This window comes from Streptomyces anatolicus, from assembly GCF_019400875.1.
Lineage (GTDB): Bacteria > Actinomycetota > Actinomycetes > Streptomycetales > Streptomycetaceae > Streptomyces > Streptomyces anatolicus.
The window spans coordinates 1-18141 of record NZ_WMBF01000003.1 but is presented as its reverse complement, the minus strand read 5'-3'; the positions used below and the strand labels follow the sequence as shown (position 1 = coordinate 18141).

The following is an 18141-nucleotide window of genomic DNA, read 5'->3' as shown; positions in this document are numbered from 1 at the left end:
CGCTTCAACTCTTCTGGCCACCACAGAAGTTATCCCCCGCTCCGAGGTGAGAAGGCGAACGCATGCGCGATGTACGAAGGCGTACCCTGCTGTCCGCGATCGGCGGCACGGCGGTCGCGGGAGGTGCGGTGGGTGCCGCCGGAGCAGCGGGAACCGCCACCGCCGAGGCCGCACCCGGCCCCCCGGGGCCCGCGAGTGCCCGCCACGACCACAGGATCCAGCGGCTGCTCGCCCGTATGACGGTCGAAGAGAAGCTGGGGCAGCTCCAGCAGCTCCCGTGGGCCTGGAACACCGGACCGGGCGGCGGCGCCACGAAGGACGTGGAGGACGCGGCCCGCGCGGGACGGCTCGGCTCGGTGCTCAGCATCTATGGCGCGAAGACCACCAACGCCCTGCAGCGCATCGCCGTCGAGGAGTCCCGGCTCGGCATTCCGCTGCTTTTCGGGCTCGATGTCATCCATGGCTTCTGGACGACGTTCCCGATCCCGCTGGCGCAGGCGGCGAGCTTCGACCCGGACGTGGCGAAGGCGGACGGCGAGGTCTCGGCGCGAGAGGCCCGTTCTCACGGCGTGCACTGGACGTTCTCCCCGATGATGGACGTCACGCACGAGCCCCGCTGGGGCCGGATCGCCGAGGGCAACGGCGAGGACCCCTTCCTTACGGCGGCGTTCGCCGCGGCGAAGGTGCGGGGCTACCAGGGCGAGCCGGACGACGACGGCCGGGCGGCGTACGGCGCGAAGGACCGCGTCGCCGCCTGCGCCAAGCACTTCGTGGCGTACGGCGGCGCGGAGGGCGGGCGCGACTACAACACCGTGGACGTCTCGGAGTCACGGCTGCGCAATCTCTACCTGCCGCCGTTCAAGGCGGCGTTGGAGGCGGGCGCGGCGACGGTGATGGCCTCCTTCAACACCATCAACGGCGTCCCCGCGCACGGCAACACCCACACCCTGACCGACATCCTCAAGAAGGAGTGGGGCTTCGACGGCGTCGTCGTCAGCGACTGGGCCGGCGTCCAGGAGCTGATCCCGCACGGCTTCGCCGAGGACGGCGCGGACGCGGCCCGCCTCTCCCTCAACGCGGGCGTCGACATGGAGATGACCAGCACGCATCTCGTCGTCCACGGCAAGAGGCTGCTGCGCGAGGGCAGGATCAGCGAGCGTCGGCTCGACGACGCGGTCTCCCGCGTGCTGCGTCTCAAGGCCGATCTCGGGCTCTTCGAGGATCCGTACGTGGATGAGGGCGCCGCCCTCGACGGCCCGACCCCCGCCGCGCGCAGGGCGGCCCGTTCGACGGCCGCCCGCTCGATGGTCCTCCTGAAGAACGAGGGCAGGGCGCTCCCCCTGAAGCGCTCCGTCAAGTCCCTCGCGGTCGTCGGCCCGTTCGGCGACTCCGAGGACCTCCTCGGCACGTGGTCGTTCCCGGGGGCCGCGAAGAAGTACCCCTCGGTGAAGGTCCTCGACGCCATCCGGCGTGCGGTGCCGGGCGCGAAGGTGACGTATGCCCGGGGCGTCGACCCGGAGGGCGAGGAGACCACGGGCATCCCGAAGGCGGTGGCCGCCGCGAGGGCCGCCGATGTCACGGTCGTCGTGGTCGGCGAGCCGCCCGCGATGAGCGGTGAGGCCGCCGCGCGCAGCGACATCGGTCTGCCCGGCGGCCAGGAGAGGCTGGTGGCGGCCGTCGCGGCGGCCGGGAAGCCGTTCGTGGTCGTCCTCGTCAACGGCCGCCCGCTGACCATGGGCGACTGGCTGGGCTCCGCCCCCGCCGTCCTTGAGGCCTGGCACCCTGGCCTGGAGGCGGGCAACGCCATCGCCGACGTGCTCTTCGGCGAGGTCGTCCCCGGCGGCAAGCTGCCCGTGTCGTTCCCGCGCACGGTCGGACAGATCCCGGTCCACTACAACCACGAGTCGACGGGCCGACCCTACGACGCGGGGAACAAGTACACGTCGAAGTATCTGGACCTGCCCCCCGGCCCGCGGTTCGCGTTCGGGCACGGCCTGAGCTACACGACCTTCGAGATCGGCGAGCCGAGCCTGAGCCGCGAGCAGATCTCCGCGAACGCTCTGCGCGAGGGTGACACGCTGGAGGTGTCGGTGAGCGTCACCAACACCGGGGACCGCGCGGGCGACGAGGTCGTCCAGCTGTACGTCCATGACATCGCGGCGAGCATCACGCAGCCGGTGCGCAAGCTGCGCGGCTTCCGCCGGGTCACGCTGGAGCCCGGCAGGTCCAGGACCGTCCGCTTCCGGATCGGCGCCGACGACCTCGGTTTCTGGACGAACGCCCAGGACGGGGAGTTCCGCGTCGAGGAGGGCGCGGTGGACCTCTATGTCGGCGCCAGCTCCGAGACCGGGGCCAAGCGGCGGCTGACGATCACCTGAGCCCCGGATGCGGGGAGCCCGGGGAGCCCCCATGCTGGTACCGACGGCTCACACCTAGGAGGCCGACGATGTCTGTGATGGACAAGCTCAAGCAGATGCTCAAGGGCCACGAGGACAAGGCCGGCCAGGGCATCGACAAGGCCGGCGACTACGTCGACGGCAGGACCCAGAACAAGTACACCGGGCAGGTCGACACCGCCCAGGAGAAGCTCAAGGGGCAGTTGGGCGGCGACAGCGGCCACGAGCCTCCTCCGCCCCAGCGGTGACGGCGGCGGCCCGCGCCCTCGCCCATACCTGGAGCAGCTGAGCCCGCGCACTCCCGAGCGCCGTGCTGCCTCGCTCTGCCCGCGGCCCGGTCGGTCAGCCGAGTTCGAGCGAGGTGACCCCGAAGACCCGGTCCCCGGCGAACTCTCTGACGGGCCCGGTGTACATGCGGGCCGTGTCGAAGGTGGGCTTCATGCCATGAGCCTCGGCGAGCGCGATGGCCTCCGTGTTCGACTCGGGCACGTCCATCGCGACGGGCGCGCCGTCCGCCTCGGCGACCAGCGCGTCCAGAAGCGCCTCGGCGTCGGCGCGCGTGTCCGCGAACAGCGGCCCGACGCGCAGCGCGTCGCGGCCCGGCCGCAGCACGCCGTACCCGGTGAGTCTTCCGTCGACGATACGGGCGAGGGCGCGGTGGCCGGGCGCGGCGAGCCAGCTCTCCAGGAAGCGCGGCCGGTCGGCGGGCAGGCACGAACCGTCGTACGCCAAAAGCGCCTTCAGGCCCGCGGCCTCGACGGGGCGCACGTGCCGGTCGGGCGCGGCTCCCGCGGTGAGCGGGCCGATGTAGCGGAGCGTGCCGTACTCCCGGGCGAAGCCGGAGCGGCGGTAGTTGGGCTGCTGGTCGGGGACGCCGTCCAGGCCCACGGTCCGGCCCTTCGCGTGCGCGAGCCCCGCCCGCCAGGTGGCGAGGCCGAAGCCTCGGCCGCGCTGGTCGGGGCGGACGAGGTAGAAGCCGAGGAAGGCGTAGCTCTCCCCGTAGTTGACCACCGAGACCGCGGAGACGGGCTCGCCGTCGAGGCGGCCGATGAAGAACCCGTCGGGGTCCTGCGCGAAGAACGAGGGGGCGTCGCCGAGGCCCGGGTTCCAGCCCTCGTCCGCCGCCCACCCCGTCACCACACGCCAGTCGTCGAGCGTCGCCCGTGAGATCGCGAGCCGCCCGGAGGCCGAATCCGTCATCGCCGCACCCTTCTCGATCCGCCGTGGTGCGCCGTGAGGAAACCGCACCGGGTGCATCCTGCCCGAGCGCGCGGCGGCCGATGCGGGGTCCTGGCGGACGCCTGCGTCCGCCCGCGTCCGCCTCAGGCGGTGCCCGCCACGTGCCTGTCGCGTGCCGCGCCGAGTCCCACCGCGACCTGCGGCACGAGCAGGGCGAGCAGCAGCACGAGCGGCACGGTCCAGCTGTGCGACGCGTCGTGGACGGCGCCGAGTACGGTCGGCCCTGTCGCGGCGAGGATGTAGCCGAAGCACTGGGACATGCTGGAGAGCTGCGCGGCGTGCCGGGCGTCGGGCGCGCGCTCCACGATGAACAGCAGCGCCAGGCTGATCGCCGCGCCCTGACCGAGGCCGAGCAGCGTCATCCAGAGGTAGGCGCCGCCGACCGGCGCGGCCAGCAGGCCACCGAAGCCCAGCGCGCACAGCCCGGCGCCGAGCGCGGCGAGGGTGCCCGAGCGCAGCCGCCGGCCGACGATCACCGGGGCGAGGAAGGAGCCCGCGATGCCGAGCAGCGAGGAGAAGGAGAGCATCCAGCCCGCGTCGCCCGGAGCCATACCCGCGTCCTGGAACACCGTCGGCAACCACGCGGCCGCCGCGTAGTAGTTGAGGGACTGCAGGCCCATGTACGCGGTGACCTGCCAGGCCAGCGGGGAGCGCCACAGGCCGCGCACGGGGTGCGCCGCCTGCCGGGCCGCCGCCGCGTCCACCCGCGTACGCGACCGCAGCCGGGGCAGCCACACGAGCAGCGCGACGAGCGCGAGGGCGCCCCAACAGGCGAGCGTGGTGCGCCAGTTCATGCCGCTTGCCGTCTGCACGGGTAGGGTGACACCGGCCGCGAGGGCGGCGCCGCCGAACAGTGACATCGAGTACAGGCCGGTCATCAGGCCGGCCTTCGCGGGGAAGTCCCGCTTGATCAGGCCGGGCAGCAGGACGTTGGCGACGGCGATGCCCGCGCCGATGACGACGGTTCCCGCGAAGAGCGCGACGACCGAGTCGAGCAGGCGCAGCGCCGTGCCCGCACAGATCAGCGCCATCGTGCCGAACAGCGAGCGCTCCATGCCGAAGCGGCGGCCAAGCCGGGGCGCGATCGGCGCGAGCAGGCCGAAGCAGAGCAGCGGCAGTGCGGTGAGCAGGCTGATGGCGGCGGCCGACATGCCGCTGTCGTCGCGGATGGTGTCGGCGAGCGGGGAGACGGCGACGAGGGCGGGACGGAGGTTGAGCGCGAGGAGAACGACTCCGAAAGCGAGGAGAAGCGCGCGCCGCCCGGCGACGGCGGGCGGTCGCGGCCCCGGGCCCGCGGGTGCCGCCGCACTGTCGTGGGCGGCCTGGGCAGCGGCCCGTGCCGACTCACTCATGTGCCGCCTCCGCGCTGCCCGCCACGAAGCCGGCCCCGCCGGACACCTGCCCGCCTGAAGGCCGCTCGGCCAGCGACTGCCCGCCTGACGCCTGCCCGCCCGGCGGCTGTCCGCCCGACGCTCGCACGCCTGACGCTCGCACGCCTGACGACAGCCCGCCCGACGGCCGCTCGCCCAGCGGCTGCCCGCCCGTCGCCTGCTCTCCTGACGGCTGCTCACCCGGCACCTGCTCGTCCAGCGGCTGGTCCCGCAGCGCCGCCATCCCCTCGGCGAGGTGCGCGAGCACCGCCGCCTCGGCGGCCTGGGGGTCACGCGCCTCGATGGCGTCGACGATCGCCTCGTGCGCGTCGAACTGGTGGCGGACCGAATCCGGCACCGGCGCGCCGACGACCGACTGAAGCGTCTCGCGCAGGACGTCGCTGAGGTGCCCGTACAGCTCGGCGAGGACGCTGTTGTGCGCCGCGTCGGCGACCGTGCGGTGGAAGGCCATGTCGGCGTCGATGAACGCCGCCACGTTCCCGCTCTCCCACGCCTTCCCGCGCTCCGCGAGGGCCGCCCGCAGCGTCACGAGGTCTTCCTCCGTACGGCGCTCCGCGGCATGGCGGGCGGCGTCCCGCTCCAGGCAGGCCCGGACCTCGTACGCCTCAAGGACCCCCGCTCTGCGCAGTCTGCGCTGCACGGCCGCGCCGAAGTCGCTGTTCGCCCGCACATAGGTGCCGTCGCCCTGGCGCGGCTCCAGCATGCCGGTGTGCACGAGGGCCCGGACCGCCTCCCGCACGGTGTTGCGGCCCACGGCCAGCTGCTCCACCAGGAGCGGCTCGGCGGGGATCTTCTCGCCGACCTTCCACTCACCGTCGGAGATCAGGCTCTCCATCTGGGCGATGACCAGGTCCACGAGGTTGGTCCTCGCGGCGCTACGCAACGGCATCGTCGGCACCTTCTCTTTCGCGTCCATTCCCCCGCTTCCGTAAGACATGGGAACATCCCATGTTTCACGTGTCAAAAGACGTTCACATCAGGTTTTACCTTCACAGCTTGGTCTAGACCTTGACAGGTACAGACCACTTTCGCTTGAGTCGCCGACACCCCCATGACGGCACCGGGCCCCTCCCCCGTGCCGCCCGTTAGGAGATGTCGCATGATCAAACGCATCACCAGCCTCGCGGCCGCACTCGCCGCGGTCGGCGCGATGATCGTCCTGGGCCCGGCCGCCCCCTCGGCGTCCGCAGCCGAGTGCGCCTCGCCGTGGAACTCCTCGGCCGTCTACACGGGCGGCAAGTCCGCCTCGTACAACGGACACAACTGGACCGCCAAGTGGTGGACCCAGAACGAGACCCCGGGCCGCTCCGACGTCTGGGCGGACCAGGGCACCTGCGGTGGCGGCACGGACCCGGGCAACCCCGACCCGTCCGGATTCGTGGTCAGCGAGGCGCAGTTCAACCAGATGTTCCCGAACCGGAACTCGTTCTACACGTACAAGGGCCTGACCGACGCGCTCAAGTCCTACCCGGGCTTCGCCAACACCGGCAGCGACACCGTCAAGCGCCAGGAGGCCGCGGCGTTCCTCGCCAACGTCAGCCACGAGACGGGCGGCCTGGTCCACATCGTCGAGCAGAACCAGAACAACTACCCGCACTACTGCGACAAGACCCAGCCCTACGGCTGCCCCGCCGGACAGGCCGCCTACTACGGCCGCGGCCCGATCCAGCTCAGCTGGAACTTCAACTACAAGGCAGCGGGCGACGCCCTCGGCATCGACCTCCTGAACAACCCGTACCTGGTGGAGCGGAACCCGGCCATCGCCTGGCAGACGGGCCTTTGGTACTGGAACACCCAGAGCGGCCCGGGCACCATGACCCCGCACAACGCCATGGTCAACGGCGCCGGTTTCGGTGAGACCATCCGCGCGATCAACGGCACCCTGGAGTGCAACGGCGGCAACCCCGCCCAGGTGCAGAGCCGCATCGACAAGTACAAGGCGTTCACGCAGATCCTGGGCACCACGCCGGGCTCGAACCTGAGCTGCTGACAGCCGAACCCCCGGACGGCCGGGCGGGCCTGACAACAAGTCAGGCCCGCCCGGTCCTTCATGCCTGCGGCACCAGCCGGAAGACCGGGTGGCGCGCCGCCTCCGCGGCGAACTCCTCGTCCGTCGAGTCGGCGGTCACGTCGAAGTAGGCCCGGGTGACGGGCACTTCACGCCAGTACTGGCGCAGGACCGGCACGCTCTCCTCGGGCCCCAGCTCGACCACCCCCAGCGTCCGCGACCTGCCGCCCCTGCTGAGCCCGACCTCACCCGCGGCGCGCGCGTTGCGCACCCAGTCGCTCACCCCGTAGGCGGCGACGAGCCAGCGCTCGTCCCCGGCCGACATCACATCGACCGGAGTCGAGTACAGCCGGCCGGACTTCCTGCCGCGTACCGTCAGGTTGTACCGGTAGCCCTTGCCGAGCCCGAGCCGGGTCATCGTGTGGAACACGCGGTTGATCACGCGCGTACCGGCGTTCATACGGTACGTCTTCGCCATCGCCCCTCCTCATGTCGAGAGACGCGAGCTTACGGCGCGGCCAGCAACTGCCGTGCACCGCTCCGCGCTTGACGTGCCGGTTCGGGCGAGCCGGAGATGGCGGCGGCCGTCATGGCGCCTTCCGCGAGCAGGACGAGCGGGCCGACCACCCGCTCGGGTCCGCCCGCGGACGCCACCAGGCCCGCCAGGTAGGCGTGGAACGCGCTCTTGTGCGCCCGGACGGCGTCGGCGACCGCCGGGTCCACCGCGCCCAGCTCTCCGTAGGCGTTGATGAAGGCGCAGCCGCGGAAGTCCGGTTCGGTGAACCACTCATACAGCCAGTCGTAGACCGCGAGGACGCGCTCCACACCCTCAGGCCGCGCCTCGACATGGGCGGCGAGGCGGGCCCGCCAGCGGAGGTCGCGGCGGTCGAGGCAGGCGCGGACCAGCTCCGACTTGGACGGGAAGACCTGGTAGAGCCGCTTGAGCGAGACACCGGACGCCGCGCGCACCTGGTCCATGCCGACGGCTTGGACACCGCGCTCGTAGAACAACGCCTCCGCCGCGTCGAGCAGCCTGGCTTCGGCTTCCGCGAGATCCATCGAGTCTCCGAGCGAGTTAGTGATCGAGCACGTACCCGACTCCGTCGAGAACGTGCGTTCTCCGACCCTACTACGAGGCTTGCCGCCCCAGCACCCTTGCGCGAGAACGTTCGTTCTCCTAGCGTGGCGAGCCGACGCGGAGAACGATCGTTCTCCCGTACCCTGGAGGAAAACATGACCACGCCCGCCCGACCCCCGGTACCGCCGTTCACCCGGCGGTCGGCCATCGAGAAAGTCCGGCTCGCCGAGGACGGCTGGAACAGCCGCGATCCCGAAAAGGTGGCCCTCGCCTACAGCGAGGACTCCCGCTGGCGCAATCGCGCGGAGTTCGTCACCGGGCGCGAGGCCATCGTCGCGTTCCTGTCCCGCAAGTGGGCCCGCGAACTCGACTACCGGCTGATCAAGGAGCTGTGGGCCCACGGCGACCACCGCATCGCGGTGCGCTTCGCCTACGAATGGCACGACGACTCCGGGCAGTGGTACCGCTCGTACGGCAACGAGAACTGGGAGTTCGACGACGACGGCCTGATGCGCGCCCGCCACGCCTGCATCAACGACCTGCCCATCCGGGAGTCGGCCCGCCTCTACCGGTGGCCGCTCGGCCGCCGTCCCGACGAGCACCCCGGGCTCACCGATCTCGGCCTGTGAGCCGTCGGGGTGTTTTGTCCCTGTGGGAGGGGCACCCGATTCGACGACGACGGCCCGGGACGTCCGGGCCCGACCGCCCATCGACCGCCAAGGAGGCTCACATGACCACCGCACGCGACATCATGACTCCGGGCGCCGAATGCGCCGGAGCCGAGGAGACCGTCATCCAGGCGGCCACCAAGCTCACGGACCTCGACGTCGGGGCACTTCCCATCTGCGGCACCGACAACCGCCTCAAGGGCGTGATCACCGACCGCGACATCGTGGTGAAGGTCCTCGGCAAGGGCAAGGACCCGTCCAAGGTCCTCGTGGGTGAGCTGGCGCAGAGCGAGGCCGTGACGATCGGCGCGGACGACAGCGTCGACGAGGTCTTCGCGACCATGACGAGCCACAAGGTCCGCCGCCTGCCCGTGATCGACGGGCACTCGCTGGTGGGCATGGTGGCGCTCGCCGACGCGGCCCGCGCGCTCTCCGACCCCAAGGCCGGACAGCTCCTGGAGGCCCTGTCCACCGATTGACGGCCCGCCGCGGGTCGGAGCGCGCCGCCCCGGGACGGGACGGCGCGCTCCGCCGCTCCGCATGCCCCCGGGCATGCGCCGACCTAGGGTGGAACGACGGTAGACCCGCCGCCCCCGCCCACCACGCGATCCCCACCACGCGCTCCCGCCCGACCACGCGCCCCCCGCCAGGCGTCCCGAGGAGGAACGGCATGCCCATCGCCACGGTCAACCCCGCCACCGGTGAGACGCTCGAGACCTTCGAGCCGATCGCGGCCGCGGAGATCGAGCGCCGCATCGCGGCGGCCGACGCCGCGTACGCCCGCTATCGCACCACCGGCTTCGGGGAGCGCGCCCGGCTCCTCGGCCGCGCGGCCGACCTCCTGGAGCAGGACGGCGACAGCGTCGCCCGCACCATGACCACGGAGATGGGCAAGCCCGTCAAGGCGGCCCGGGCCGAGGTGGCGAAGTGCGTCAAGGCCATGCGCTGGTACGCCGAGCACGCCGAGGAGCTGCTCGCGGACGAACAGCCCGCGCAGGCTGACGTGGAGGACTCCGGGGCGTCCCGCGCGGTCGTCCACTACCGCCCGCTCGGGGTGGTGCTCGCCGTGATGCCGTGGAACTTCCCGCTCTGGCAGGTCGTGCGGTTCGCCGCCCCCGCCCTGATGGCGGGCAACGTCGGCCTGCTCAAGCACGCGTCGAACGTGCCGAGGACGGCCCTGTACCTGGAAGACCTCTTCCGCCGGGCCGGCTTCCCCGAGGGCTGCTTCCAGACGCTGCTCGTCGGCTCGGACGCCGTCGAGGAGATCCTGCGCGACGACCGGGTGGCCGCCGCGACCCTGACCGGCAGCGAACCCGCAGGCCGCTCGGTGGCGTCCGTCGCGGGCGACGAGATCAAGAAGACCGTCCTGGAACTCGGCGGCAGCGACCCGTACGTGGTGCTGCCCAGCGCCGACGTCGAGCGGGCCGCGCGGACCGCGGTGACCGCCCGGGTACAGAACAACGGCCAGTCCTGCATCGCCGCCAAGCGCTTCATCGTGCACGCCGACGTCTACGACGCCTTCCGCGAGCGATTCGTCGCCGGCATGCGGGAGTTGACCGTCGGCGACCCGCTGAGCGAGGACACCGACGTCGGCCCGCTCGCCAGCGAGCAGGGGCGGGCCGACCTGGAGGAACTCGTCGACGACGCGCTCGGCCACGGCGCGACCGCGCTCTGCGGCGGGCAGCGGCCCGAGGCACGGGAACGGGGCTGGTTCTACTCCCCCACCGTCCTCGCGGACATCACCCCGAAGATGCGGATCCACCGCGAGGAGACCTTCGGCCCGGTGGCCACGCTCTACCGCGTGGCGGACCTCGACGAGGCGGTGGCGCTCGCCAACGACACGCCGTTCGGGCTGAGTTCGAATGTGTGGACCCGCGACGACGCCGACATCGCGCGCTGCGTACGGGACCTCCAGGCGGGCGGCGTCTTCTTCAACGGCATGACCGCCTCCCACCCCGGCCTGCCCTTCGGCGGCATCAAGCGCTCCGGCTACGGACGGGAGCTGTCGGGGCACGGCATCCGCGAGTTCTGCAACGCCACGACCGTCTGGTACGGCCCGGACGAGTAGACCGGGCCGTACCGGACGGAGAGGGCGGGGAGGGTGCCCGTGAGGGCAGGGCCTCAGGCGGAGAGCGGCTCGGGCTCGGGCGAGAGCAGCGAGTCGTCCGTGATCCTGGCCCCCGGCAGCCTGTGGCTTGCGGCCACCAGCGCCGCGTCGACATCACTGGTGCCGGTGGCCACGCACAGGCTGTACGCGATGTCCTCGAACTCCTGACGGCCTTCGGCGCTTCCCTGATCGGCGCGGAGTACCGCAAGGGCCTTATAGCGCTCCACCAGGTCTTCCAGCACGGCGGGGTGTGCCAGCAGCACGGGGGCCTCCTGAGGGGTAGGGGTACGACAGTCAGTCAGCGCCCGTCTGCCCGGCTTCGTCCGGCCGAATCAGCCGCGCCGCGATCAATTCGGCCGCGCCCCTGGTGATCACTCCGATTGTTGTTTCTGTGGTTCCTGGGCAGACTCGGTGTCGTGAACGCGTCGAAAAACAAGTGCGATGACCAGCCCACCGAGCACGGAGACGACGGCCGCCGCGAGACGGCGACCGAGCGTGCCGACCGCCGGTGGACCGAGCTGATCCAGGAAGTGCGGGTGGCCCAGACAGGTGTGCAGATCCTCTTCGGCTTCCTGCTCACCGTGGTCTTCACCCCGCACTTCCAGGAGCTGGGCGACACCGACCGGACGATCTACATCGTGACGGTGATCCTCGGCTCGGCCACGACGGGCGCCCTCATCGGCCCCGTCTCCTTCCACCGCATCGTCGCCGGGCGCCGGATCAAGCCACAGGCGGTGGCGTGGGCGTCCCGCCTGACCTTCCTCGGCCTGATCCTCCTGCTCGGCACCCTCACGTCCGCGCTGCTGCTGGTGCTGCGGGTGGCCACCGACGACGATCTGGTGCCGTGGCTGGTCGCCGGTGTCGTCTCCTGGTACGTGCTCTTCTGGTTCGCGCTGCCCTTCTGGGCGAGGTACCGCCACACGTCGGCGGAGTGACCGCCGTAGGCGCCGGAGGCGTCCCGCAACAGGTGTGGATCAGTGCCGCACGGGCACCCAGTGTCAGGACAGACGCAGGAAGTTATCCGCACTGTTCGTGACAAGTCACTACCTGTGATGCCTCAAGTGGTGACCGCTGGCGAACCGGCGGACCGTGGAAGGAGGAGCGCCCCTCGTGGAGTTCCCACAGACGGGAGATGCCGCATGACGACGCAGACGCGCACGCCGATGCCGCCGCCGGTCCGCCCGGCCCATCTGCTCGCCCCGCCCGGGGTATACGCACCGCAGCACGACACCGAACTCCTGACCCGCGCCCTGCACCGCGAGGCCGTCGGCCCCGGCACCGCCGTCCTGGACCTGGGAACCGGCACAGGAGCACTCGCCGTCGCGGCCGCGCGGCGCGGGGCGCGAGTGACGGCCGTCGACATCTCCTGGCGAGCGGTGCTGACCGCGCGCCTCAACGCGCGCCTGGCCGGGCAGTCGGTGACCGTGCGCCACGGCGATCTGACGGCCGCGGCCCCGAAGGGCCCCTACGACCTCGTGGTCAGCAATCCGCCGTACGTCCCGTCCCCCTCCCCGCTGCTCCCCCGGCGCGGCGCGGCGCGGGCGTGGGACGGCGGCCCGGCCGGCCGGGCGGTCGTGGACCGGGTCTGCGACGCGGCGCCCCGCGCCCTGCGGCCGGGCGGTGTCCTGCTGATGGTGCACTCCGCGCTGTGCGGTGTGGACGCCACGCTCACCCGGCTCACCGAGCTCGGCATGGACGCGAAGGTCACCGACCGGCGGTTCATCCCGTTCGGGCCCGTCCTGCGCTCCCGCCGGGCCTGGCTCCAGCGGCGCAACCTGCTCGGCGACGACGAGACCCGCGAGGAACTGGTGGTCATCCGTGCCCGGTTCCGCTGAACGCCCCCGCCGCGTCACGGTCGACCCCGACGGGCCCCTCCTGGTGGAAGGCCCCGTCGAGGTGGTCGGCGACGACGGCACCGTCTTCACGTCGCGGCGCTTCAAGGTCGCGATCTGCACCTGCCGCCGCAGCCGCACATATCCGTGGTGCGACACCAGCCATCGCCGCCGGGTGAAGCCCGACGGCGGGCAGGCGCGCACCGCGAACTCCCCCGAAAGGGACCCAGCCTCATGACGGCCCCTGTCGAGTCACGTCTGTACAGCCCCGGGCTTCCGGCCCCGCGCGGCGAGTTGTCGAGCGGTGTGGCCGCCGCGCTGCTGCGCGACGAGTCCGTCGCGGCACTCGCGCGGCGGGCGGCGAGCGCGGACCCGTACGGAGAAGACCTCCAGCTCGCCCTCTACGTCCTGTACGAACTCCACTACCAGGGCTTTCGGGGCGTGCCCGACGAACGGGAGTGGGATCCGGGGCTGCTGGCCCTGCGGCAGGCGCTGGAACAGCGCTTCCTGAACGCCCTGCGGGCCGACGTGCCCCCGGGTGCGAGCGCCGAGCAGGCGCTCGCCGCGCTCCTGGTGGAGCCCGTCGGGCACGACGAGGCGAGCGTCAGCCACCACCTCCAGCGCGACGGCGAGCTGTGGCAGCTCAGGGAGTACGCGGCACTGCGCTCCCTGTACCACCTCAAGGAGGCCGATCCGCACGCCTGGGTCATACCCCGGCTGCACGGCAGGGCCAAGGCGGCGATGGTCGCCATCGAGTTCGACGAGTTCGGTGCCGGACGGGCCGAGGAGATCCACGCCCGGCTCTTCGCCGACCTCATGGCGGATCTGGGCCTTGAGACGGCGTACGGACATTACGCCGACGCGGCGCCCGCCGAGGCTCTTGCCACCGTCAACCTCATGTCGCTCTTCGGTCTGCACCGCGCGCTCCGCGGCGCGCTCGTCGGGCACTTCGCGTCCGTGGAGGTGACCTCGTCGCCCGGTTCGCGACGGCTCGCCGCGGCGCTGCGCCGTGCGGGAGCGGGACCTGCCGCCCAGCGGTTCTACGACGAGCACGTGGAGGCGGACGCCGTGCACGAGCAGGTGGTGCGCCGGGATGTCGTCGGCGGACTGCTGGAGGCCGAACCCGCGCTCGACGCGGATGTGGCCTTCGGCGTAGAGGCCACCGGGTTCCTGGAGGACCGCCTCGGCGCCCGGCTCCTGGACGCCTGGCGGCAGGGCCGCAGCGCCCTGCGCGAGCCGTTGGACCCTCCGTCGCCCCGGCCCTCTGCTGCTCAGCCCTCGACGCCGGTCGCCTCGTGAGAGGCGCCCACCGGCTTCGACTCGGGTGAGCCGCGCTGGCGCAGATACACGGAGAAGATGGCCATCGACCCCACGGCGAGCAGCTCGGACTGCCAGTTCTGGAGGGTGCGGGACCAGAAGTCGGCGGCGCCGAGATAGGCGGACCAGCTGACGGGCGCCTGGAGTTCGCGCAGGTGCTGTTCGTTGTACGCGGCCACGCCGGCCACGGACTGCGCCAGCCAGGAGAGCAGGAAGAGCGTGCACATGAGGGTGCCGAGCGACCGGGCGTACCAGGCCTGGCGTGCACCTCGGGCGGCCGCCCAGCGCGGCGAGTCGGGCTTCGCGTACTCCCCGACCTTCTGGTCCGCGTCGGACTCCGGGCCCGCCTTGTGGAGTTGCTTGGACTCGGGCGAGCCGCGCTGGAGCAGCCAGACCGTGCCGAAGATGTAGAGGAAGAACTGGAGGTATTCGGACTGCCAGTTCTCCGTCACGTCCACGGCGAAGTCGGAGCTGAGCAGATAGCCGCCGAAGGTCACCGGGTGCAGGTCCTCGGCGATCAGCTGGTTGTTGAAGTCGGCGTGCCCGGCGATCGCCTGGCCGGCCAGGGTGAGGAGGAAGCCCGTGCCGAACACCAGCGTGAGGCTGTTGTCGCGCAGGAAGCTCCGGTCGCGGGTCATCTCTGCATCAGCCCCAGCGCCACGCAGTAGACCAGTCCCCCGGCCACCATCACGAGATACACCGTGAACAGGAACCGCATCGGTCAACCGCCCTTGATCAGACACTGGTACGGCTTCTCCGGGCGCGCGGTGCAGCCGGCCGCCGTGATCTTCCAGCCGCCGGGGAACGCGGAGAGGAAGAGCGTGTCCCTGTCGGTCACGACACGTGCCTGGCGCCCGTACACGTCGACGGTGCGCACCTTCTCCGCCGGGGGCAGGCCTGCCTCGGGCAGGGCCCGCGCACAGGGCAGTTCGGCGGTCTGTTCCAGTTCGTCGCGGGTGCCGGGGGCGAGCGCCGCGCAGCTCCGTACGGTGTCCGTGGCGCGCAGGCTCGCCTCGAAGCGGGACGCGGCCCCGGCCGCGCCGTCCTCACGTGCGTCGAGATCACCGCAGGCGGTCAGGGCGCCGAGCAGCGCCGCCGCGAGCAGACCCGACCTGATGGCGCGCACCCGTATCGCTCTCCTTCGCGGCCGCCGCTTCAGGCGCTTGTGCGCCCCGCGCCGGCCGCGCGGGTGCGAGCACCTTCCGACACGATGCCCGCACCCCGCCGCGACGGGCGGAACCTACGCGTCCGACACGCGGGGGTCCGCCCGATCGGGCCGCGTCGGCTCAGGCTCGCTCACGGTGCTCGCCGTGCTCGGCGCCGCTCAGGAGCAGCTGCACCTGAACCTCCTGGTCGCCGGAGACCGTGCCCTTGGCGGTCACGGCGAAGGCCGAGTCGAGCGCCGCGCGCAGCCGCTCCACGGCGATCGGCCCGCCTTGCAGATCGGCGGTGACGGTCCCGGCGAGCAGGACGCCCGCGCCGGGCTCCGGGGTGCGGGAGGCGCGGAAGGCGCCGGTCCACACGGCGGGGTCGTGGCTGCTCGTCTGGGTCGGCGCGTCGTCCCCGCGGTCGGACGGGAAGTGCTCGCGCAGCACGGTGAACACAGTGTCCGCGTCGGCCGCCGAGCACTCGCCGAGCACGACTTGCACCAGGTCCGGGGAGTCGGTCTGGGAGGTGGGGGATGCCTGGTTCGGTGTGTCGTTCACGGTGAGTCTCTCCGGTGGGTCGCTGGTGCCTGACGTGGTCCCGGGTACCCGGCAGGGCCGCGGGTATCCGGTGCGTCAGAGGTCGCGCAGGGCGGGCAGCAGTTTCTTCTCGGCCCAGTCGATGAAGGGGCGCTGGTGGTCGCCGCCCACCTGGACGAGGGCGATCTCGGTGAAGCCCGCGTCGGCGAAGGGGCGTACGGCCTCGACGAAGTCGTCGACGTTGTCACCGCAGGGGATCTGCTCCGCGATGTCCTGCGGGGTGACGTGCTGGGTGGCGCCCTCGAAGCCGGAGGGCCCGGGCAGCTCGGAGTTGACGGGCCAGCCGCCGACGGACCAGCGGAACTGGTCGTGGGCGCGGGCGATCGCCGCGTCCTTGTCGGTGTCGTAGCAGACGGGCAGCTGGCCGACGCGGGGCTTGCCGCCGCCGCCGTGCCGGTCGAAGGAGTCGAGCAGCTCGGCCTTGGGCTCGGTGGCGATGACGAGGTCGGCGAGGCGTCCGGCCAGGGCGCAGGAGCGGCCGCCGGAGACCGCGACGCCGATGGGCGGCAGCTCGTCGGGCAGGTCCCACAGGCGGGCGTTGGCCACGTCGAAGTGGGCGCCCTGGTGGTTCACGTTGTCGCCGGAGAAGAGCGCGCGGATGATCTCGATCGCCTCTTCGAGCATGTCGAGACGGACCTGCGGGGAGGGCCAGCCCGCGCCGACCACGTGCTCGTTGAGGCTCTCGCCCGAGCCGAGGCCGAGCCGGAAGCGGCCTTCGGAGAGCAGCTGCATCGTGGCGGCCTTCTGCGCCACCACGGCGGGGTGGTAGCGGACCGTCGGGCAGGTGACGTATGTCATCAGCGGGATCCGCGAGGTGGCCTGCGCCGCGGCGCCGAGCACGCTCCAGGCGTACGGCGAGTGCCCCTGCGAGGTGAGCCAGGGGAAGTAGTGGTCCGAGGTGACGGAGAAGTCGAAGCCCGCGCGCTCCGCGGCGACCACGTCCTCCACCAGGGCGCGGGGCCCGGCCTGCTCAGTCATCATTGTGTAGCCGATTTGCACCATGAAACATCGGTTTGCCGAAATGCTCCTGCTGAAACCTCCGGCAGGCCGAGGGGCACGGAAGGCGGCTGCGAACCCGGCATCCGGGTACTCGGACCACGGTGGCATCCGCCGCCCGGAGAAGGAACTGAGAAAGGCGACGTCGGTTGCGCACTGTAGGAGTGGAGGAGGAGCTTCTCCTCATCGATCGTGAGAGCGGCGAGCCCCGGGCCCTGTCGTCGGCGGTTCTGGCACGAGCGGCCAAGGACGCCGCGGCTTCCCCCGGGGCCGAGCGGCACGCGGACAATTACCGCGACCCCGAGGAGGAGACCTTCGAGAAGGAGTTGCAGGGCCAGCAGCTGGAATTCGCCACACAGCCGCGCAAGGGCATGGACAGCCTCGCGGAGGAGATCGCCCGCTGGCGCTCGGAGGCGGCGCGGCACGCGGGTGACCTGGGGGCGGCGGTCGCGGCCCTCGCCACGTCTCCCCTGCCCGTCAGCCCTTCGATCAACGTGGGCAGCCGCTATCAGTGGATGGAGGAGCAGTTCGGTCTCACCACCCAGGAGCAGCTGACCTGTGGCTGCCATGTCCATGTGTCGGTCGAGTCGGACGACGAGGGCGTGGCGGTGCTCGACCGGATCCGTCCGTGGCTCTCGGCCCTGGTGGCGCTGAGCGCCAATTCGCCCTACTGGCAGGGGAACGACAGCCGGTACAACAGCTACCGCAGCCGGGTGTGGGGGCGGTGGCCGATGGCGGGCCCCACGCAGATCTTCGGTTCCGCCGCGCGGTACGAGGAGCTGGTCGGCGACATGGTCGACACCGGTGTGCTGCGCGATCGCGGCATGGTCTACTTCGACGCCCGGCTCTCCCACCGCTACCCCACGGTCGAGATCCGGGTCGCGGACGTGTGCCTCGAGGCGTCCACGACCGTGCTGATCGCGGCCCTGTCGCGGGCGCTGGTCGAGACGGCCGCCAGGGAGTGGCGCGCGGGGCGCCCGGCGCCCGGCTTCGACGTCAGCCTGCTGCGCCTCGCCGCGTGGCGGGCCGCCCGGTCCGGCCTGGAGGACACCCTGCTGGACCCGCGGACCATGCGTCCCGCGCCCTGCGGGGAGGTGATGGCGGGGCTCCTGGATCATGTGCGGGACGCCCTGGAGGAGGCCGGTGACCTGGACATGGCCCGCAAGAGGACCGCGGAGCTGCTGGAGCACGGCACGGGAGCCCGCATCCAGCGGGAGCTGCTTGACCGGACGGGCAGCCTCAGCGCCATGGTCGCGGAGTGCGCGGGCTTCGACTTCTCCGTCACCTCGGACCACTACTTCCCCTGGCTCACCTCGCAGGGGCACTCGCCGTACGCCTGGAGCGTGCTCGGCGCCGCGGCGCAG

21 protein-coding genes are annotated in these 18141 nt (G+C 71.9%); 11 read left to right on the top strand and 10 right to left on the bottom strand.

Translation table 11 applies throughout. From position 1 onward, the window contains the following. Positions 1 to 62 precede the first annotated feature (62 nt). Together GKQ77_RS00840 and GKQ77_RS00835 are read left to right on the top strand one after the other, a co-directional pair. Entirely contained in the window at positions 63 to 2378 is a 2316-nt protein-coding gene (locus GKQ77_RS00840) for a glycoside hydrolase family 3 N-terminal domain-containing protein (RefSeq protein WP_219686632.1), read from the top strand. Between the two features lie 68 nt (positions 2379 to 2446). Continuing rightward, positions 2447 to 2644 (top strand): antitoxin, encoded by a 198-nt coding sequence (locus GKQ77_RS00835; RefSeq protein WP_219686631.1) that lies wholly within the window; start codon positions 2447 to 2449, stop codon positions 2642 to 2644. Positions 2645 to 2738: 94 nt separating this feature from the next. Here GKQ77_RS00835 and GKQ77_RS00830 read toward each other — a convergent pair whose 3' ends face one another. From GKQ77_RS00830 to GKQ77_RS00820, 3 genes are all read right to left on the bottom strand, one after another. After that, positions 2739 to 3596 (bottom strand): GNAT family N-acetyltransferase, encoded by an 858-nt coding sequence (locus GKQ77_RS00830; RefSeq protein WP_219686630.1) that lies wholly within the window; start codon positions 3594 to 3596, stop codon positions 2739 to 2741. Between the two features lie 122 nt (positions 3597 to 3718). Beyond that, positions 3719 to 4987: a CynX/NimT family MFS transporter gene (locus GKQ77_RS00825; RefSeq protein WP_258020669.1), complete on the bottom strand. Its 1269-nt coding sequence runs from the start codon at positions 4985 to 4987 to the stop codon at positions 3719 to 3721. Continuing rightward, positions 4980 to 5915, bottom strand: a complete 936-nt coding sequence (locus tag GKQ77_RS00820) for a FadR/GntR family transcriptional regulator (protein WP_308117501.1) — start codon at positions 5913 to 5915, stop codon at positions 4980 to 4982. Before GKQ77_RS00820 ends, GKQ77_RS00825 begins: the two co-directional genes overlap by 8 nt. A 210-nt stretch (positions 5916 to 6125) precedes the next feature. Between GKQ77_RS00820 and GKQ77_RS00815 the strand changes: the two genes are divergently transcribed. Further along, a complete protein-coding gene (locus GKQ77_RS00815; protein WP_219686629.1) occupies positions 6126 to 7016 on the top strand; it encodes a glycoside hydrolase family 19 protein in 891 nt (296 codons plus the stop codon). Between the two features lie 58 nt (positions 7017 to 7074). On the opposite strand, the gene GKQ77_RS00810 is transcribed toward GKQ77_RS00815, so the two are convergent. Both GKQ77_RS00810 and GKQ77_RS00805 read right to left on the bottom strand, forming a co-directional pair. Further along, a complete protein-coding gene (locus GKQ77_RS00810; protein WP_219686628.1) occupies positions 7075 to 7512 on the bottom strand; it encodes a nitroreductase family deazaflavin-dependent oxidoreductase in 438 nt (145 codons plus the stop codon). 29 nt (positions 7513 to 7541) lie between these two features. Beyond that, entirely contained in the window at positions 7542 to 8093 is a 552-nt protein-coding gene (locus GKQ77_RS00805) for a TetR/AcrR family transcriptional regulator (RefSeq protein ID WP_219686627.1), read from the bottom strand. A 174-nt stretch (positions 8094 to 8267) separates the two neighbouring features. On the opposite strand from GKQ77_RS00805, the gene GKQ77_RS00800 reads away from it, so the two are divergent. From GKQ77_RS00800 to GKQ77_RS00790, 3 genes are all read left to right on the top strand, one after another. Continuing rightward, on the top strand, positions 8268 to 8741 hold the full coding sequence (locus GKQ77_RS00800; RefSeq protein WP_219686626.1) for a nuclear transport factor 2 family protein: 474 nt from the start codon (positions 8268 to 8270) through the stop codon (positions 8739 to 8741). Between the two features lie 101 nt (positions 8742 to 8842). Beyond that, positions 8843 to 9259, top strand: coding sequence for a CBS domain-containing protein (locus GKQ77_RS00795; protein WP_125516474.1), 417 nt, complete (start codon positions 8843 to 8845; stop codon positions 9257 to 9259). Positions 9260 to 9450: 191 nt separating this feature from the next. After that, positions 9451 to 10848 carry an NADP-dependent succinic semialdehyde dehydrogenase gene (locus tag GKQ77_RS00790; RefSeq protein WP_219686625.1) on the top strand — a complete coding sequence of 466 codons (1398 nt, stop codon included), beginning with the start codon at positions 9451 to 9453 and terminating at the stop codon, positions 10846 to 10848. A gap of 53 nt (positions 10849 to 10901) precedes the next feature. Here the strand turns inward: GKQ77_RS00790 and GKQ77_RS00785 are convergent, their stop codons facing one another. Beyond that, entirely contained in the window at positions 10902 to 11150 is a 249-nt protein-coding gene (locus GKQ77_RS00785) for a DUF5133 domain-containing protein (RefSeq protein ID WP_219686624.1), read from the bottom strand. Positions 11151 to 11303: 153 nt separating this feature from the next. Between GKQ77_RS00785 and GKQ77_RS00780 the strand changes: the two genes are divergently transcribed. The 4 genes from GKQ77_RS00780 (at position 11304) to GKQ77_RS00765 (ending at position 14018) form a co-directional block, all read left to right on the top strand. After that, positions 11304 to 11822, top strand: a complete 519-nt coding sequence (locus tag GKQ77_RS00780) for a DUF6328 family protein (RefSeq protein ID WP_219686623.1) — start codon at positions 11304 to 11306, stop codon at positions 11820 to 11822. A gap of 204 nt (positions 11823 to 12026) precedes the next feature. Next, a complete protein-coding gene (locus GKQ77_RS00775; RefSeq protein ID WP_219686622.1) occupies positions 12027 to 12722 on the top strand; it encodes a HemK2/MTQ2 family protein methyltransferase in 696 nt (231 codons plus the stop codon). Next, a complete protein-coding gene (locus tag GKQ77_RS00770) occupies positions 12706 to 12957 on the top strand; it encodes a CDGSH iron-sulfur domain-containing protein (protein ID WP_219686621.1) in 252 nt (83 codons plus the stop codon). Before GKQ77_RS00775 ends, GKQ77_RS00770 begins: the two co-directional genes overlap by 17 nt. Continuing rightward, positions 12954 to 14018 carry an iron-containing redox enzyme family protein gene (locus GKQ77_RS00765; protein WP_219686620.1) on the top strand — a complete coding sequence of 355 codons (1065 nt, stop codon included), beginning with the start codon at positions 12954 to 12956 and terminating at the stop codon, positions 14016 to 14018. The genes GKQ77_RS00770 and GKQ77_RS00765 overlap by 4 nt, the downstream gene beginning before the upstream one ends. Here GKQ77_RS00765 and GKQ77_RS00760 read toward each other — a convergent pair. From GKQ77_RS00760 to GKQ77_RS00745, 4 genes are all read right to left on the bottom strand, one after another. Beyond that, entirely contained in the window at positions 13991 to 14674 is a 684-nt protein-coding gene (locus GKQ77_RS00760; protein ID WP_219686619.1) for a DUF6766 family protein, read from the bottom strand. The genes GKQ77_RS00765 and GKQ77_RS00760 overlap by 28 nt on opposite strands. An 83-nt stretch (positions 14675 to 14757) precedes the next feature. After that, positions 14758 to 15162, bottom strand: a complete 405-nt coding sequence (locus tag GKQ77_RS00755) for a hypothetical protein (protein ID WP_308117500.1) — start codon at positions 15160 to 15162, stop codon at positions 14758 to 14760. Between the two features lie 160 nt (positions 15163 to 15322). After that, positions 15323 to 15742 carry a hypothetical protein gene (locus GKQ77_RS00750; protein WP_308117499.1) on the bottom strand — a complete coding sequence of 140 codons (420 nt, stop codon included), beginning with the start codon at positions 15740 to 15742 and terminating at the stop codon, positions 15323 to 15325. A 75-nt stretch (positions 15743 to 15817) separates the two neighbouring features. After that, positions 15818 to 16783 carry an LLM class F420-dependent oxidoreductase gene (locus GKQ77_RS00745; protein ID WP_219686618.1) on the bottom strand — a complete coding sequence of 322 codons (966 nt, stop codon included), beginning with the start codon at positions 16781 to 16783 and terminating at the stop codon, positions 15818 to 15820. Positions 16784 to 16926: 143 nt separating this feature from the next. On the opposite strand from GKQ77_RS00745, the gene GKQ77_RS00740 reads away from it, so the two are divergent. Next, a partial coding sequence (locus tag GKQ77_RS00740; protein ID WP_219686617.1) for a glutamate--cysteine ligase 2 occupies positions 16927 to 18141 on the top strand: 1215 nt, incomplete at its 3' end.

What these genes read in the sequence shown, in the direction of transcription:
- GKQ77_RS00775 (WP_219686622.1), top strand. Translation starts at nt 12,027, where the DNA reads ATGACGACGCAGACGCGCACGCCGATGCCGCCGCCGGTCCGCCCGGCC.
- GKQ77_RS00825 (WP_258020669.1), bottom strand. Translation starts at nt 4,987, where the DNA reads ATGAGTGAGTCGGCACGGGCCGCTGCCCAGGCCGCCCACGACAGTGCG.
- GKQ77_RS00760 (WP_219686619.1), bottom strand. Translation starts at nt 14,674, where the DNA reads ATGACCCGCGACCGGAGCTTCCTGCGCGACAACAGCCTCACGCTGGTG.
- GKQ77_RS00830 (WP_219686630.1), bottom strand. Translation starts at nt 3,596, where the DNA reads ATGACGGATTCGGCCTCCGGGCGGCTCGCGATCTCACGGGCGACGCTC.
- GKQ77_RS00795 (WP_125516474.1), top strand. Translation starts at nt 8,843, where the DNA reads ATGACCACCGCACGCGACATCATGACTCCGGGCGCCGAATGCGCCGGA.
- GKQ77_RS00840 (WP_219686632.1), top strand. Translation starts at nt 63, where the DNA reads ATGCGCGATGTACGAAGGCGTACCCTGCTGTCCGCGATCGGCGGCACG.
- GKQ77_RS00800 (WP_219686626.1), top strand. Translation starts at nt 8,268, where the DNA reads ATGACCACGCCCGCCCGACCCCCGGTACCGCCGTTCACCCGGCGGTCG.
- GKQ77_RS00815 (WP_219686629.1), top strand. Translation starts at nt 6,126, where the DNA reads ATGATCAAACGCATCACCAGCCTCGCGGCCGCACTCGCCGCGGTCGGC.
- GKQ77_RS00810 (WP_219686628.1), bottom strand. Translation starts at nt 7,512, where the DNA reads ATGGCGAAGACGTACCGTATGAACGCCGGTACGCGCGTGATCAACCGC.
- GKQ77_RS00820 (WP_308117501.1), bottom strand. Translation starts at nt 5,915, where the DNA reads ATGCCGTTGCGTAGCGCCGCGAGGACCAACCTCGTGGACCTGGTCATC.
- GKQ77_RS00765 (WP_219686620.1), top strand. Translation starts at nt 12,954, where the DNA reads ATGACGGCCCCTGTCGAGTCACGTCTGTACAGCCCCGGGCTTCCGGCC.
- GKQ77_RS00790 (WP_219686625.1), top strand. Translation starts at nt 9,451, where the DNA reads ATGCCCATCGCCACGGTCAACCCCGCCACCGGTGAGACGCTCGAGACC.
- GKQ77_RS00835 (WP_219686631.1), top strand. Translation starts at nt 2,447, where the DNA reads ATGTCTGTGATGGACAAGCTCAAGCAGATGCTCAAGGGCCACGAGGAC.
- GKQ77_RS00745 (WP_219686618.1), bottom strand. Translation starts at nt 16,783, where the DNA reads ATGGTGCAAATCGGCTACACAATGATGACTGAGCAGGCCGGGCCCCGC.
- GKQ77_RS00805 (WP_219686627.1), bottom strand. Translation starts at nt 8,093, where the DNA reads ATGGATCTCGCGGAAGCCGAAGCCAGGCTGCTCGACGCGGCGGAGGCG.